Origin of the sequence: Dongia sp., assembly GCF_041918875.1 — a bacterium.
Taxonomy (GTDB): domain Bacteria; phylum Pseudomonadota; class Alphaproteobacteria; order Dongiales; family Dongiaceae; genus Dongia.
Genome location: NZ_JAYRUV010000010.1, coordinates 12,348 through 26,829 on the forward strand (window position 1 = coordinate 12,348; position 14,482 = coordinate 26,829).

The 14,482-nt window shown below is 64.7% G+C and carries 15 protein-coding genes and 1 riboswitch; of the genes, 9 read left to right on the forward strand and 6 right to left on the reverse strand.

Features of this window, described 5'->3' with window-relative positions:
• Positions 1 to 8 precede the first annotated feature (8 nt).
• Both ACE3TY_RS11955 and moaD read right to left on the reverse strand, forming a co-directional pair.
• Positions 9 to 470, reverse strand: coding sequence for a molybdenum cofactor biosynthesis protein MoaE (locus ACE3TY_RS11955; protein WP_374653266.1), 462 nt, complete (start codon positions 468 to 470; stop codon positions 9 to 11).
• A 1-nt stretch (position 471) separates the two neighbouring features.
• Positions 472 to 723 carry a molybdopterin converting factor subunit 1 gene (gene moaD / locus ACE3TY_RS11960; protein ID WP_374653267.1) on the reverse strand — a complete coding sequence of 84 codons (252 nt, stop codon included), beginning with the start codon at positions 721 to 723 and terminating at the stop codon, positions 472 to 474.
• Positions 724 to 864: 141 nt separating this feature from the next.
• Between moaD and arsC the strand changes: the two genes are divergently transcribed.
• Positions 865 to 1,224, forward strand: a complete 360-nt coding sequence (arsC, locus tag ACE3TY_RS11965) for an arsenate reductase (glutaredoxin) (protein ID WP_374653268.1) — start codon at positions 865 to 867, stop codon at positions 1,222 to 1,224.
• Here arsC and ACE3TY_RS11970 read toward each other — a convergent pair.
• Together ACE3TY_RS11970 and ACE3TY_RS11975 are read right to left on the reverse strand one after the other, a co-directional pair.
• Entirely contained in the window at positions 1,221 to 1,643 is a 423-nt protein-coding gene (locus ACE3TY_RS11970; RefSeq protein WP_374653269.1) for a hypothetical protein, read from the reverse strand. The genes arsC and ACE3TY_RS11970 overlap by 4 nt on opposite strands.
• Entirely contained in the window at positions 1,643 to 1,894 is a 252-nt protein-coding gene (locus ACE3TY_RS11975) for a hypothetical protein (RefSeq protein WP_374653270.1), read from the reverse strand. Before ACE3TY_RS11975 ends, ACE3TY_RS11970 begins: the two co-directional genes overlap by 1 nt.
• A 133-nt stretch (positions 1,895 to 2,027) precedes the next feature.
• On the opposite strand from ACE3TY_RS11975, the gene ACE3TY_RS11980 reads away from it, so the two are divergent.
• Positions 2,028 to 3,107: a hypothetical protein gene (locus ACE3TY_RS11980; RefSeq protein WP_374653271.1), complete on the forward strand. Its 1,080-nt coding sequence runs from the start codon at positions 2,028 to 2,030 to the stop codon at positions 3,105 to 3,107.
• Positions 3,108 to 3,178: 71 nt separating this feature from the next.
• Here the strand turns inward: ACE3TY_RS11980 and ACE3TY_RS11985 are convergent, their stop codons facing one another.
• Positions 3,179 to 4,369, reverse strand: coding sequence for a PAS domain-containing sensor histidine kinase (locus ACE3TY_RS11985; RefSeq protein ID WP_374653272.1), 1,191 nt, complete (start codon positions 4,367 to 4,369; stop codon positions 3,179 to 3,181).
• 211 nt (positions 4,370 to 4,580) lie between these two features.
• Positions 4,581 to 4,810, forward strand: a riboswitch (cobalamin riboswitch).
• A 30-nt stretch (positions 4,811 to 4,840) separates the two neighbouring features.
• Between ACE3TY_RS11985 and cobU the strand changes: the two genes are divergently transcribed.
• The 5 genes from cobU (at position 4,841) to ACE3TY_RS12010 (ending at position 12,604) form a co-directional block, all read left to right on the forward strand.
• Complete coding sequence (gene cobU, locus ACE3TY_RS11990; protein WP_374653273.1) at positions 4,841 to 5,401, forward strand: bifunctional adenosylcobinamide kinase/adenosylcobinamide-phosphate guanylyltransferase; 561 nt, start codon at positions 4,841 to 4,843, stop codon at positions 5,399 to 5,401.
• Between the two features lie 38 nt (positions 5,402 to 5,439).
• Positions 5,440 to 6,504: a cobalamin biosynthesis protein CobW gene (gene cobW / locus ACE3TY_RS11995; protein ID WP_374653274.1), complete on the forward strand. Its 1,065-nt coding sequence runs from the start codon at positions 5,440 to 5,442 to the stop codon at positions 6,502 to 6,504.
• Between the two features lie 190 nt (positions 6,505 to 6,694).
• Positions 6,695 to 10,420 carry a cobaltochelatase subunit CobN gene (gene cobN / locus ACE3TY_RS12000; RefSeq protein WP_374653275.1) on the forward strand — a complete coding sequence of 1,242 codons (3,726 nt, stop codon included), beginning with the start codon at positions 6,695 to 6,697 and terminating at the stop codon, positions 10,418 to 10,420.
• Positions 10,417 to 11,037 carry a cob(I)yrinic acid a,c-diamide adenosyltransferase gene (gene cobO, locus ACE3TY_RS12005; RefSeq protein WP_374653276.1) on the forward strand — a complete coding sequence of 207 codons (621 nt, stop codon included), beginning with the start codon at positions 10,417 to 10,419 and terminating at the stop codon, positions 11,035 to 11,037. The genes cobN and cobO overlap by 4 nt, the downstream gene beginning before the upstream one ends.
• A 115-nt stretch (positions 11,038 to 11,152) precedes the next feature.
• Entirely contained in the window at positions 11,153 to 12,604 is a 1,452-nt protein-coding gene (locus ACE3TY_RS12010) for a cobyric acid synthase (RefSeq protein WP_374653277.1), read from the forward strand.
• On the opposite strand, the gene cbiB is transcribed toward ACE3TY_RS12010, so the two are convergent.
• Positions 12,599 to 13,567 carry an adenosylcobinamide-phosphate synthase CbiB gene (cbiB, locus tag ACE3TY_RS12015; protein ID WP_374653278.1) on the reverse strand — a complete coding sequence of 323 codons (969 nt, stop codon included), beginning with the start codon at positions 13,565 to 13,567 and terminating at the stop codon, positions 12,599 to 12,601. The genes ACE3TY_RS12010 and cbiB overlap by 6 nt on opposite strands.
• Before the next feature lie 112 nt (positions 13,568 to 13,679).
• On the opposite strand from cbiB, the gene ACE3TY_RS12020 reads away from it, so the two are divergent.
• Both ACE3TY_RS12020 and ACE3TY_RS12025 read left to right on the forward strand, forming a co-directional pair.
• Positions 13,680 to 14,075, forward strand: coding sequence for a GFA family protein (locus tag ACE3TY_RS12020; protein ID WP_374653279.1), 396 nt, complete (start codon positions 13,680 to 13,682; stop codon positions 14,073 to 14,075).
• 3 nt (positions 14,076 to 14,078) lie between these two features.
• Positions 14,079 to 14,477, forward strand: a complete 399-nt coding sequence (locus tag ACE3TY_RS12025) for a cobalamin biosynthesis protein (protein WP_374653280.1) — start codon at positions 14,079 to 14,081, stop codon at positions 14,475 to 14,477.
• The last annotated feature ends 5 nt before the right edge of the window (positions 14,478 to 14,482 follow it).

A 14,482-nucleotide genomic window follows, 5' to 3' on the forward strand; every position in this document is an offset into this window, starting at 1 on the left:
ACAGGTAATCAGCGCGGCGGCGTTGCCGTCCAGCGCGCGGCGGCGGCGTCATCGCTGTCCTTGGCCTCGACCCAGTTCCTGGTCCTGCCATCGTCTTCCAGCTTCCAGAACGGCGCCTTGGTCTTCAGCCAGTCGATGAGAAAGGCGCAGGCGGCCAGAGCCGCTTCGCGATGCGCCGAGGCTGTCGCCACCAGCACGATACGATCGCCCGGCAGCAATCTGCCGAAGCGGTGGATGACGAGACAGGCATCGAGCGGCCAGCGCCGCGCCGCCTCCTGCGCGATGGCGGTCAGCTGCTTTTCGGTCATGCCCGGATAATGCTCCAGCGTCATGCTGGAATCCGGCCCGCCCATGTCGCGTACCAGGCCGGTAAAACTGGCAACGCCGCCAACCTGTGTGTTGCCGGCACTCAAGGCGGCGAGTTCGGCGCCGATATCGAAATCCTCGCGCTGGATTTTGACCGTGATCATCTCAGCCGCCGGTGACGGGCGGGAAAAGGGCCACCTCATCGCCCGCCTTCACCGGATGATCGGGACCCACATATTCCTGGTTGACCGCGACCTTCACGACTTTCCGTTCCTTGAGTGCCGCGGCGTAATTCCCACCGCGCGACGCCAGCCAGTCGAGCAGGTCGGAAACCGTGGCGACATGCGCCGGCACGGTCACTTGTTCTTCACCGACGCCGATCTTGGCGCGGATCCAGGCGAAATAAAGCAGCTTCATGGCCTTTCATTTAGGCCGCGACAGGCCCCGCGTCCAGCCACAATTCCGCTGTCGCTCAAGACTGGCAAGGGAGCGGTCCAACCGCTAGGCTGGAGGAATTCACGGCCTTGCTCCACGATAATTCGCAAGAGATACGCCCACATGCCCACCGCCAAGCCCATCACCATCTATCACAACCCCAACTGCAGCACCTCGCGCAAGGTGCTGGGCTGGCTCAGGGAAATAGGCCATGCGCCGAAGGTGGTCGAGTATCTGGAAACGCCGCCCGACGCCCCCGCCCTGAAGAGGATACTTGGCGCAATGGGTGCGGAACCCGCCGACATCCTGCGCCGCAAGGGCGACGCCTACGAAGCACTGGGCGATGTCGCCGCGATGAAACCGGATGCGTTGCTGGCAAGGATGGTGGCCGAACCGGTGCTGATCGAACGGCCTATCGTCGTCAACGGCAAGCGTGCCGTCCTGTGCCGGCCTGCCGAGCGCGTCTGGGAGATCGTCGACTAGGCGGCAGCGTAGCTGGTCCCCGGGCAACTGGTTTGCGGCGCGCGGTCCGGGAGCAGGAAGACGCGCCGCGCCAGCGGATCTTCCAGGCGTTCGCGCGAGTAGAAGCGGCAAAGAATGTCGCCGGCAAAGAGATCGCCGTTTCGTGCGGCAAAAGCCGGCCAATCGGAAAGGGATGGATCGGCCGCCATCCGCTCGTTGATCAGCGTCATGAAGGCGACGGTGATCGTCTCGTGATAAAGGCCCTCCTTGCCGATGGAAGCGGCAAAGGTCTTGATCGCGCGGCGCATCGCGCCCAGCGCTTCGGCAAAATCCCCGTGCCGCAGATAGAGAAAGCCCGCGCGGATATGGGCGGCGTGGCTGAAATCGGCCGGCGGCAGCGTGCAATCCTCAAGTGCTGCCAGAAAGTCCTGGTCGTTCATCAGGCGTCTCCTTGTTCCTTGAGGTGGTGGCTCGCCTCTGCCGTCAGGTTCAGGCCGTAGACCTTCTTCAATTCGGCGATCTGCCGGACGGTTTCGGGGTCGAACGGGCATTTTCCCTCGAACACATGCAGCGCCATCCCCTCGATGAGGTCGCCGAGGGTGATGTCTTTCAACTCGGCCACGGCTTTGAGTACCTTCAGCAGCCGCTTTTCCAGCCGCACGCCTGTCTGCACGCGCTCGATGGTCTCCATTATCCTGCCTTTAGTGATTTATATTGGTACTTATGTACCAATATGTTATTTCTGGCAATAACGTTCTTAATAGTTGCACAGCGCAACTAGATATGTAGCATCGAGGTGCGTGGAACAAACAGGGAATTTGATCATGGAGCGCGTGCTTGGCTGCCTGCTATTCGTCGTTGCGATACTCGCCGCATCTATCGGAGGCGTCGTGACGGCCCGTGCCGATCTCCTCGACAAGCATTACGAAGGTGTCTGGCTGATTGAGGCCTTTACGTTCGATGACAACACGGCGTTCAGCCATTGCACGATGAGTGCGAGCTATGACGACGGCGTATCGCTGATCTTCTATCTCGACAACGAGTTCTATTGGGCCATCCGGCTTGTCGGCAAAGGCTGGCGGCTCAAATCGGGCGATGAATACGATGTTCAGGTGACCGTCGATGACGCGAAGCCAACGCGCCTTGTCGCGGAAGTATCCGATACGCGGTGGGTTCATATCGCCGTAGAGGGCAACGACCGCTTGTTCGATCAGCTGCGCGCTGGCCGCATGCTCTATATCGATACCTCTGCCGAGCTTATGTCATTCAATCTCCAGGGGACATCGCGTGGCTTGCTCGCCTTGTTCGATTGCGTCGATCGGCGCGTCCGGACGGCCTCCCAAACCAATCCGTTCGAGCCGTCATCGGCCAGCAAGGATTCGCTCGGTGAAAATTCAGCCAGCACAAGTGAGAATCCCTTCGCACAGGACCATGCGGGGAAGGTCGGCGGTCAGGCGGAGGCCAATGACATCACGGCCAGGCTGCTGCAACGGGCGGGGATCGCCAATTACCAGGTCAAGGATGGGTCGCCGGATCCGCTGGGATATTCGACGATATGGCGCAACGGCAAAGGCGTGGTCGGGGCTTTGCTCGTCGTGACGGAAGGCGGGCGGGAAGACGCCGAAGAATCGATCGGTGCCATGATGAACGGCACGCGTGAGGAGTGCGCGGGAAAATTCGTCAGCAACCTGGATGCCTCTGTGCGGATGCACGGCGCCTATATGCCGCACGCCTATGCCGGCTGCAGCGATGGCGGCAAATCGGTCATGATGTATCTGTCGGCCTTTCAAAGGCGCCAAGGCGGCTACTATGTCTTCTTTACGGCGACGGTGCCCGGTGGGCCGGCCGGCATGGCTGCCGAATTGGACGAGCGGATCCGTGAAGCCGCCTATGCGCTGCAGTGACCGCTAGCGAATGACCAAGCCGCCATCGACATGGATAAGCGGCTGGTGCTTCGGCAAGGGCCGGAAGCGGATCAGGCCGGCATGTTCACCTTGGGCAAGGTCAGCGTCACGATGGTGCCGACATTGGGCGTCGACTGGATGTAGAGCTTGCCGCCATGGAGCTTCACCAGCGATTCGACGATGGGCAGGCCCAGGCCCGTGCCGACCTGCGCGTAAGGACTGCTGGTCGCGACCTGGCCGAAGGGCTGCAGCGCCACCTTGATCTGGTCCGGCGTCATGCCGATGCCCGAATCGGCGACGTCGATGACGATATTGCCCTGCTCCTGATGCGCCGTGATCATCACGGTTCCGCCGGCCAGGGTGAACTTGATCGCGTTGCTGACCAGGTTCATCACCATCTGGCGCAGTCGGCGGCGGTCGGCCACCAGCGACAAGGGTGAACGGCCGAGATCGACCACCAACTGCACGCCGCGCTTTTCCGCCATCGGCGCCATCAGCTGGACCGAGCCCTTGATCAGTTCCTTGAGTTCGATCGGCTCAAGGGTGAGCTGCAATTCGCCCGCTTCGACCTTGGAGAGGTCGAGAATGTCGTTGATGAGTTCCAGGAGATGCCCGCCCGCCTCATGGATGTTGCGTGCATATTCCTGGTAGCGCGTGACTCCATCCGGGCCGAAGACCCGGTCGGCGATCACTTCGGAAAAGCCGAGGATGGCATTGAGGGGCGAGCGCAATTCGTGGCTCATGCGCGCCAGGAAGTCGCTTTTGGCGCGGCTGGCGGTAATCGCCACCTGGCGCTGGCTCTTGAGTTCGCGGTTGAGCTGTGCGGTCGCGGCCGCCTGGATGCGCAGCTGGTCGGTGGCCTGGGCCAACTGGACTTCGCGCTCCTTCTGCACCGAAATGTCGACGATCGAGGCGACCAGGGCGGGCTCGCCGTCGAAAGTGGTGACGCGCCCCGACAGCAGCCCCCAGAAGTGCCGGCCGCCGAAGGTCCTGAACTCGATCTCGTAATTGCCGATGACGCCGTCCTGGCGCAGCCGCTGCATCAGGCCGGCCCGCGCTTCGGGCTTGGCGTAAAGCGATTCGGCGTGCAGTTCCTCGGCAAGGTCGGCCGGGCGTTCGAACAGCTCCCGGGCCGCCTGGTTGGCGTAAAGAATGTCGGTGGTGCCAAGATGCGTGATGACGATCGGCGTCGCCACGACCTCAAGCAGGCTCACCTCGTCCCGCGAAACAGGCTTATTGGGCTGCGACGCACCATGCTGCATACGCAAATCTCGATTGGTGGATCCGGTCAATCGCTTCCATCCCATGGGAGCGGAATCTATGCCGCCACCCACATCAACTTTCCAAACGTTTAACAATACAGGGAATGAGATTGCCAGATCGTAAATAACGGGAGGTAAACAACGCGATCCCATGCGCATACGATAGTGTAACAATCTGAAATAATTATCGTCAGGCTACTTCTCCCTTTCCGTCTGGCCAAGGCGCCCGGCATTCGCTAGGTTGCCGCCGGACCGCGATGAGGGAAGCCGGTCAGCCGCGACAAGCGGCAAATCCGGCGCTGCCCCCGCAACTGTAGGACTGTTGCCCTGACATCTCGTTGGGGTGCCGTGGAGTCGAAAAGGCCACTGGCCGCAAGGCTGGGAAGGTGACTCGCGCGAACCGGTCGAGCCAGGAAACCTTGGCGGTCACATATTTTCGGCAACGACCTCGGTGGGAGGTTTCGCGCCATCATGGCTCGATCCTTGACGATAGGCACCGGCCTAACCGGTCTGATTACCCCGCTTCCCGCCACCACCCTGGTGCTGGGCGGCGCCCGTTCGGGCAAAAGCCGCTATGCCGAGGAAGTGCTGGACCGGCACACGGGGGCCCGCACCTATATCGCCACCGCCGAAATCCGGGATGCCGAAATGGCCGAGCGGGTGAAGCTGCACCAGGCGCGGCGCGATCCCGACTGGCGGCTGGTCGAGGAGCCGCTGGAGCTCCCCAAGGCGATCGTGGCGGAAACAGAGAAGGGCGCGGCGGTTCTGGTCGATTGTCTGACGCTCTGGCTCACCAATGTAATGCTGGCGGAACGCGATGTGGCGGCCGAAAGCGATGCCCTCGAAGCGGCGCTCGGCCAATGCGGCGGTCCGCTCATCCTGGTTGCCAACGAGGTCGGCCTCGGCATTGTGCCGGACAACAAGCTGGCACGCGATTTCCGCGACGCAGCCGGGCGGCTCAACCAGCGCATCGCCGCCCGCGCCGATCATGTGCTGTTCGTCGCGGCGGGCCTGCCGCTGATACTGAAATAACGACGCCGATCCGACGTCCGCCGATTAAGGAACACGCAATGCCCCCCATCGCAGCCAATACCAATGGCAAGCTCGCCGGCAAGATCCCGGCCACCATCGTCACGGGCTTCCTGGGGGCGGGCAAGACCAGCCTCATCCAGCATCTCCTGAAGAATGCCGGCGGCAAGCGCCTCGCCCTCATCATCAACGAATTCGGCGAACTCGGCGTCGATGGCGAAATCGTCAAGGGCTGCAAGATCGAAGGCTGCCCGGACGAGAATATCGTGGAACTCGCCAATGGCTGCATCTGCTGCACCGTGGCCGACGATTTCCTGCCCACCATCAAGGCGCTGCTCGACCGGGCCAACCCGCCCGACCATATCGTCATCGAAACCTCGGGCCTCGCTCTCCCCAAACCGCTGGTGAAGGCGTTCAACTGGCCGGAAATCCGCACCCGCGTCACGGTCGACGGTGTCGTCGCGGTGGTCGACGGTCCGGCGGTCGCCGCCGGCCGCTTTGCCGACAATCCGGACGCGGTCGATGCGCAGCGCAAGATGGATGACGGGCTCGACCATGACAGCCCCTTGGCCGAGCTTTTCGAGGATCAGATCAATTGCGCCGACCTCATCATCGTCAACAAGGCCGACCAGATGTCGGGGGCCGAGCATGAGGCGGCGCAGGGCCATATCATCAAGGAATTGCAGCGCCCCGCAAAGATGATCACGGCGCGCTTCGGCGAGGTCGACCCGCGCGTGCTCTTAGGGTTGGATGCCTCGGCCGAAAGCGATCTCGCCGCCCGTCCCTCGCATCACGAATTGGAGGGCGAGGATCACAATCACGACGATTTCGAAAGCTTCCACATCGATATCGAGGAACTCGCCGCACCCCAGGATCTGCTCGGCAAACTGGCACCCGCGATCGAACGCCATGACATCCTGCGTGTGAAGGGTTTCCTCGCGGTGGCGGGGAAAGACATGCGCCTGGTGCTGCAGGGTGTGGGCAACCGGCTGCAGCATTATTACGACCGGCCCTGGGATGCGGCCGAAGGTCGTCGCGGCCAGATCGTCATCATCGGCCTCAAAGGCCTCGACCGCGCCGCCATCGCTGCGGCGCTGCGTGCATAATGCTTGAATCCGCGTTCTGTCTCGACGACCCCCTCACCCTGACCCTCTCCCGCGAGGGGAGAGGGAACGAGGCGCCGATTGCAAGAACGATCGGTGGCGAAGACTATTGCCGACGTCGCGCCAAGCCCCTCTCCCCTCGCGGGAGAGGGGTTGGGGTGAGGGGGTTGGCGGCAAATCCGGTGAGTGGCTGATGCATCTCCTTGCCGCCAAACCAGGGACGATCAGCGACGGCAATGAGGCCGTCGACCTTGGCCAGACACCGGCCGAGATCGTGGTGCTGAGTGCCGCGGATACAGAGCTTGCCGCATTGGCGGCGGCCCATGCCGCCTTGCCGGAGCCCAAACCCAGTCTGCGCCTCGCCAATCTGCTGCAATTGCAGCATCACATGTCGGTGGACCTCTATCTCGATCAAGTGGTGGCGGGGGCGAAGCTGGTCGTGCTGCGGCTCATCGGCGGCGAGCGTTATTGGCCCTATGGCGTCGAACAGATCGCGGCCGTCACGGTGGCGCGGGGCATCAAATTCGCCTGCCTTTCCGGCGACGACCAGCCGGACACCGAACTTGCCCGCCGTTCGACCTTGCCCGAGGCCGATGCTCATCGCCTGTGGCAGTATCAAGTCCATGGCGGACAGTTGAATGCCGAGGGCTTTCTCAATTTCGCCGCCAGCCTCATCGGCTACGCGACCGTGTGGCAGGAACCGCGCCCGCTCCTGCGCGCCGGCCTCTATTGGCCGGGCGCCCAGATTCTGGGTGTTGGCGATCTGGTGCCGCATTGGCGGGCGGGTGCCCCGGTCGCCGGCATCGTCTTCTACCGCGCGCTGCTGCAGGCGGGCACGCTGGCGCCGATCGACGCGTTGATCCAGGCGCTCGTTGCACGCGGCCTCAATCCGCTGCCTATCTTCGTCAACTCGCTGAAGGAGGCGGTCGCCGCCGACCTCATCCGCACGCTTTATGCCGAGGTGACGCCGGATATCACGCTCAACTGCACCGGCTTTGCCATCTCGCAGCCGGGTGCGGCGGAATTCGCGACACCCTTCGACGGCGCCGATCATCCGGTCCTGCAGGTGGTGCTGTCATCGGAATCGCAAACGCAATGGCAGGCGAGCCTGCGGGGCCTCAGCCCTCGCGATCTTGCCATGCAAGTGGCGCTGCCGGAACTCGACGGCCGTATTCTGGCGCGGGCCATCTCCTGGAAATCGGCGGCGCGCTATGACGAAGCGACGCAATGCACCATCGTGGCGCCTCAGCCGCTTGCCGACCGCGTCGATTTCACCGCCGACCTCGCCGCCAACTGGGTGAAACTGCGCCGCGCGCCGCCGGCGGAACGTCGCGTGGCGCTGGTGCTCGCCAACTATCCCAACCGCGACGGCCGCATCGGCAACGGCGTCGGCCTCGACACGCCGGCCGGGACCATCGAAGTGCTGCGCGCGATGCAGGGCGCCGGCTATGGCATCGACGATATCCCGGCGGACGGCGATGCGCTGATGGCGCGGCTGCTGGCGCGCGACAAAAGTGCGTTCCGCCTGACGCGGCGCGACTATGAAGCCTTCTTCGCGCAGCTGCCCCATTCCATGCAGCAGGCGGTGACCGCGCGCTGGGGCACACCGGCGCGGGATCCGCGGTTCGACGGCGGCGGGTTCGACATTCCCCTGATCTCGCTCGGCAATGTGCTGATCGGCATCCAGCCGGCGCGTGGGTGGAATGTCGATCCGACCAGCTCCTATCACGATCCGGACCTCGTCCCGCCGCATTACTATTTCGCTTTCTATGCATATCTGCGCCGGCAATTCGGCGCACATGTGCTGGTGCATATGGGCAAGCACGGCAATCTTGAATGGCTGCCGGGAAAATCGCTGGCGCTGTCGGCCGACTGCTATCCGGAAGCGATCTTCGGCGCCCTGCCGCATCTCTATCCCTTCATCGTCAACGACCCGGGCGAAGGGGCGCAGGCCAAGCGCCGGGCGCAGGCCGTCATCGTCGATCATATGACGCCGCCGCTGACGCGGGCTGAAAGCTATGGGCCGACACGCGATCTCGAGCGCCTGGTCGATGAATATTTCGAAGCGAGCCAGGTCGATCCCAGGCGCTGCGCCGATCTCAAGCGGCAGATTCTGGATCTTGCCCTGTCGTCGGGCCTCGCCGCCGATTGCGGCGTGCTTGCGCAGGACGATACCGATACCGCCCTGGCCAAGCTCGACAATCATCTCTGTGAACTCAAGGAAGCGCAGATTCGCGACGGCCTCCATATTTTCGGGCGGGCACCCGAAGGGGCCATGCTGGACGAACTGCTGGTGGCGCTGACGCGCCTCCCGCGCGGCAAGGGCGAGGGGCGCGGCGCCTCGCTCATCCGCGCACTCAGCGCCGATCTGGCATTGGGCCTAGATTTCGATCCGCTCAACACCCGGCTCGGAGATGGCTGGACCGGTCCGCGGCCTTTGGCCCTGCAGCAGATCGGCACCGACGCATGGCGCCTCGCCGGCGACACGGTCGAGCGATTGGAGATGCTGGCTCTCGCCTTGGTATCGAAGGTGCGGCAGCCGGATGCCGCCTGGACCCGCACGCGCGACGTGCTGGCCTTCATCGACGAGGATCTGCGCCCGCGCGTCGCCGGCTGCGGTGCCGCGGAAATCGCCGCCATTCTGACGGGTCTCGACGGCCGCTTCGTGAAGCCCGGCCCCTCGGGTGCGCCCACGCGCGGGCGCCTCGATGTGCTGCCCACGGGGCGCAACTTCTTCTCGGTCGATACGCGTTCCGTGCCGACGCCGACCGCGTGGAGCCTGGGCTGGCAATCGGCTTTGCTGGTGCTCGAGCGTCACCGCCAGGAACATGGCGCCTGGCCCAAGGCCATCGTGCTGTCCGCCTGGGGCACGGCCAATATGCGCACCGGCGGCGACGATATTGCCCAGGCGCTGGCCCTGATGGGCGTGAAGCCCGCCTGGGATCCCGGCGGATCCGGCCGCGTCGCCGGCTTCGAGATCATGCCGCTCTCCGTGCTGGGGCGTCCGCGCGTCGATGTCACCTTGCGCGTCTCCGGCTTCTTCCGCGACGCCTTCCCGGCGCAGATCGACCTCTTCGATTCCGCCGCGCGCGATGTGGCGGCGCTCGATGAACCGGACGAATTCAATCCGCTGGCCGCCCGCTTCCGCGGCGATCGTCGGGCGCTGATGGCGGATGGCGTATCGGAGACGGATGCCGTCCGCCGCGCCGGCTACCGCGTCTTCGGCTCCAAGCCCGGCGCCTATGGCGCGGGGCTGCAGGCGCTCATCGACGAAAAAGGCTGGACCGAAACCGGCGATCTCGCGCGCGCCTATCTGGCCTGGGGCGGCTATGCCTATGGGCAAGGCTCGGTGGGCGAGGCGCAGCAGCAGCTTTTTGCCAATCGCCTCTCAAACGTCGAAGCCGTCCTCCACAACCAGGACAATGCCGAACACGACCTCCTCGACAGCGACAATTACTATCAGTTCGAAGGCGGCCTTGCCGCCACCGTCCAGCACTTGACCGGCAAGCGCGCCGTGGTGTGGCACAACGATCATTCGCGCCCCGAAGCGCCCAAGGTGCGGGCGCTGGACGAGGAGATTGCCCGCATCGTCCGCGCCCGCGTGGTCAACCCGAAATGGATCGGCGGCATCATGCGCCATGGCTATAAGGGCGGCTTCGAGATCGCGGCCACGGTCGATTATCTCTTCGCCTTCGCCGCCACCGCCGATTGCGTGGCCGATCATCATTTCGACGCCGTCTTCGCCGCCTATCTCGAAGACGATGCGGTGCGCGATTTTCTCGAACGGCACAATCCGGCGGCCTTGAAGGACATCGCCGACCGGCTGCTGGAAGCACAGACACGCGGCCTGTGGCGGGCCAAATCGAACTCGGCCGGCATGCGCCTCCATGCCTGGGCCAATGGGAGCAAAGCAGCATGACCGATCCTACAGTCCCCGAAGACCTCAACCAGAAAGCCAACGAGAAAGCGGCGCGGCGCAAGGAAGCGCGCGACCGCATGATGGCGGAAAAGACCCGCGAGAAGGGCCTCATCATCGTCCACACCGGCAAGGGCAAAGGCAAATCGACCGCCGCCTTCGGCATGGTCATGCGCTGCATCGGCCACGGAATGAAGGTGGGCGTCGTCCAGTTCATCAAGGGAAAATGGGAAACCGGCGAGCGCACGGTGCTGGAGCGCTTCCCCGACCAGATCGAAATCAAGGCGCTGGGCGAAGGCTTCACCTGGGAGACCCAGGACCGCGCCCGCGACATCGCCTTTGCCCGCGCCGCCTGGGAAGAAGGCAAGCGCATGATGAACGACCCCGGCTTCCAGTTCGTGCTGCTCGACGAGATCAACATTGCGCTGCGCTACGACTATCTGCCGGTCGACGAAGTGCTGGATTTCCTGAAATCGAAGCGCCCCGACCTCCATGTCTGCCTCACCGGCCGCAATGCCAAGGAGGAACTCATCGCCATCGCCGATCTGGTGACCGAGATGGAAATGGTGAAGCACCCCTTCCGCGACGGCGTCAAGGCGCAGGCGGGGATCGAGTTCTGAGCGTGGGGACCCGTCACTTGCAGCCCCCCACCCGCCTCCCCCCTGAAGGTGGGCGGAAAAGAAAGAAAGCCCTCCCACCTTCAGGGGGGAGGGTTGGGTGGGGGGCGTCCGGGTCATGATCCCCGCTCTCATGTTCCAGGGCACCGGTTCCGATGTCGGCAAGTCGCTGATCGTGGCGGGCCTCGCGCGCGCCTTTGCCAATCGGGGCCTCAAGGTGCGCCCGTTCAAGCCGCAGAACATGTCGAACAATGCCGCGGTGACGGCCGATGGCGGCGAGATCGGCCGCGCGCAGGCGCTGCAGGCGCGCGCCGCCCGGGTGCCGCTTTCGGTGCATATGAACCCGGTGCTCCTCAAGCCGCAAAGCGATGTGGGCTCCCAGGTGATCGTCCAGGGGCGGATCTTCGGCAATGCCAAGGCGCAGGACTATCATCGCTTGAAGCCGCAATTGATGGCTTCCGTGCTCGACAGCTATCGCCGCCTGGCGGCGGAGGCCGATCTGGTTCTGGTCGAGGGCGCCGGCTCGCCGGCCGAGATAAATCTGCGCGAAGGCGATATCGCCAATATGGGCTTTGCCGAGGCGGCGGACGTGCCGGTGGTGCTGGTGGGCGACATCGACCGGGGCGGCGTCATCGCCAGCATCTATGGCACGGTGCAATTGCTGCGGCCCGATGAAGCCGCGCGCATCAAGGGCTTTCTCATCAACAAGTTCCGTGGCGACCCGGCGCTCTTCGCGGGCGGCATGCAGCTCATCGCCGGGAAGACGGGGCTGGCACCCTTGGGCCTCGTGCCCTGGTTCGCCGGCGCCGATCGCCTGCCGCCGGAAGATGCGGTGGCCCTCTCCGGTTACAAGGCGAAGGATGCGTCGATCAGGATCGTCGTGCCGCAACTGCCGCGCATCTCCAATTTCGACGATCTCGACCCGCTGCGGGCGGAACCGGACGCGAGTGTCGAGCTCATCCGCCCTGGAACGGCGCTTCCGGGCGATGCCGATCTCGTCCTGCTGCCGGGCTCGAAGGCCACCATCGCCGATCTCAGGGCGCTCTACGAGACCGGCTGGGATATCGACATTCGTGCCCATCGTCGGCGCGGCGGCGCTGTCTTTGGCCTCTGCGGCGGCTATCAGATGCTGGGCAGGCGCGTCGAGGATCCCAGCGGAATCGAAGGACCGGCGGGGGGCATCGACGGTTTGGGATTGCTCGATCTCGTCACGACGCTCACCGACGACAAGGCGCTTGTCGAGGTGAAGGCGCGAGCGCTGGGGCATGACATTGCCGGCTACGAGATGCATGTCGGCATGACGGAAGGTGCCGATTGCGCGCGGCCTTTTCTTGCCATCGGCAACCGGCCCGATGGCGCCATCTCGGCCGACGGGCGGGTCATGGGCTGCTATGTGCACGGCCTCTTTGCAGCCGATTCCTTCCGCCATGCCTTTCTCAACGGTTTGCGTGTGCGCAATGAAAGCGGCGTCGCCTACGAGCAAGGCGTCGAGCAGGCGCTGGATGAACTGGCAGCGCATTTGGAGCGGCATGCGGCCCTGGACCGGATGCTGGAAATCGCCGGGCTATAGCGCGGCAATCGCCAGGACAATCAATCCCAGCACCACGCAGGCGCGCCAATAGAGGCTGAGTGCCGCGCGGATGTCGGCGGCGTTCAATTGCCAGCGCCCGCCATCGTTCATCCAGGGATCGGTGACACGTACGCCGTGATAGCGCCTTGGCCCGGCGATGGCGAAACCCAGGGCTCCCGCCATGGCCGCTTCCGGCCAGCCGGCATTGGGCGATTTGTGGCGGTGCGCATCGCGCCGCACGGCGCGCCAGGCGGCCACCGCATGGGCACCGCGCTGCGCGATGCTGCCGAGGATCAGCAGCAGGGCCGAGAGGCGTGACGCCGGCAGATTGACGAGATCGTCGAATCTCGCGGCGGCGCGGCCGAAATCCAGGTGTCGCGGCGTCTTGTGGCCGATCATGCTGTCCATCGTGTTGACCGCCTTATAGGCCAGCATGCCGGGCAGGCCCAGGGCTAGTCCCCAGAAGATCGGCGCCACGATGCCGTCGGAGAAATTCTCGGCAAGGCTCTCGATCGCGGCGCGCGAAATGCCGGCCGCGTCCAGAACCTCCGGATCGCGTCCGACGATGCGCGCCACCGCAATGCGCCCGCCTTCGGCACCGGACAGTTCCATCGCCTTGGCGACATCGGCGACATGGAGATAGAGACTTTTCTGGGCGATCAAGGCCGACATGAGGAGGCCCAGCCAGAGCGGCCCGTCGGGCAGGCCGAGCAGCAGCGCCTGGATCGCCCAGCCGGACAGGAAGGCCCCCAGCGTGACGCAGAGGCAGACGGCAAGGCCCGCCTGCCGCCGCTTTCCGCCGGTGTCGCTCTCGCGGTTGAACCGGCGGTCGGCCCATGCGATGACAGTACCGATCAGTTGGACCGGATGCGCCACGCGCCGGTAAAGCCAGGCCGGCTCGCCCAGGGCGGCGTCGGCCAGGATGGCGATGGCGAGGGCCGCGGGTTGCAGAAGGTCGGTCATGATCCGGCGATCCTGCGCATTGCACGGATGCCGTCAAGTGCGCTTGCGTCATGAAGGGCCGCATTCGCGCCAGGGTGAAACCGGGAAGAGGCCAGAATGAGCGAGGAGCATTATGGACCAGCATGAAGGTGGCTGCCTGTGCGGTGCGGTTCGCTTCAGCGTCGACGGACCGCCGCGTTCGGTCTTTCACTGCCATTGCTTCTCCTGCCGCCGCCAGACCGGCGGCGCGATCGCCAGCTTCGCGGCCTTTCCCGTGGCGGGCGTCCTGCGCTGGACCAGGGAGCAGCCGGCGAGCTTTGCTTCCTCCCCCGGGGTTACGCGCCGCTTCTGCCCGCATTGCGGCACGCCGCTTTCCTACCAGGCCGAGAAGTACCCGGACGAAATCCATCTCCATATCGGCGTCTTCGACAATGCCGGCGATCTGGTGCCGCAGGCGCATTGGCACACCGGCGAGCAGCTTTCCTGGTTCGATACCAAGGACGATCTGCCGCGCCACCCGGGCGATTGAACGATGACGGCGCGGCATTTCCTGGGAATCGGCCATGAGAGCCGCGCGCAATTCGCCGACCTCCTCGCCTTGATCGAACTGGGCCTGGCGCAGGCCGGCCTGCAGGCCGGCGACATCGCTGGTATCGCCAGCCTCGCGGGCAAGGAACCGGGCGGGCTGGTCGCGGAACTGGGGCGGCACTTCGCCGCACCGGTGCGATATTTCAGCGCCGCCGCCCTGGAAGTGGAAACGCCCCGTCTCAAGAACCCGTCCGAGGCGATCTTTCGGCAGATGGGTTGCCACGGCGTTGCCGAAGCCGCGGCCCTGGCGGCGGCGGGGCCGGCCGCCCACCTCATCCTGCCCAAGATGGCTGGCCGGGGCGGCACCTGCGCCATTGCCCGGCGGGGGCCGTTCGGGAGATAAGGATG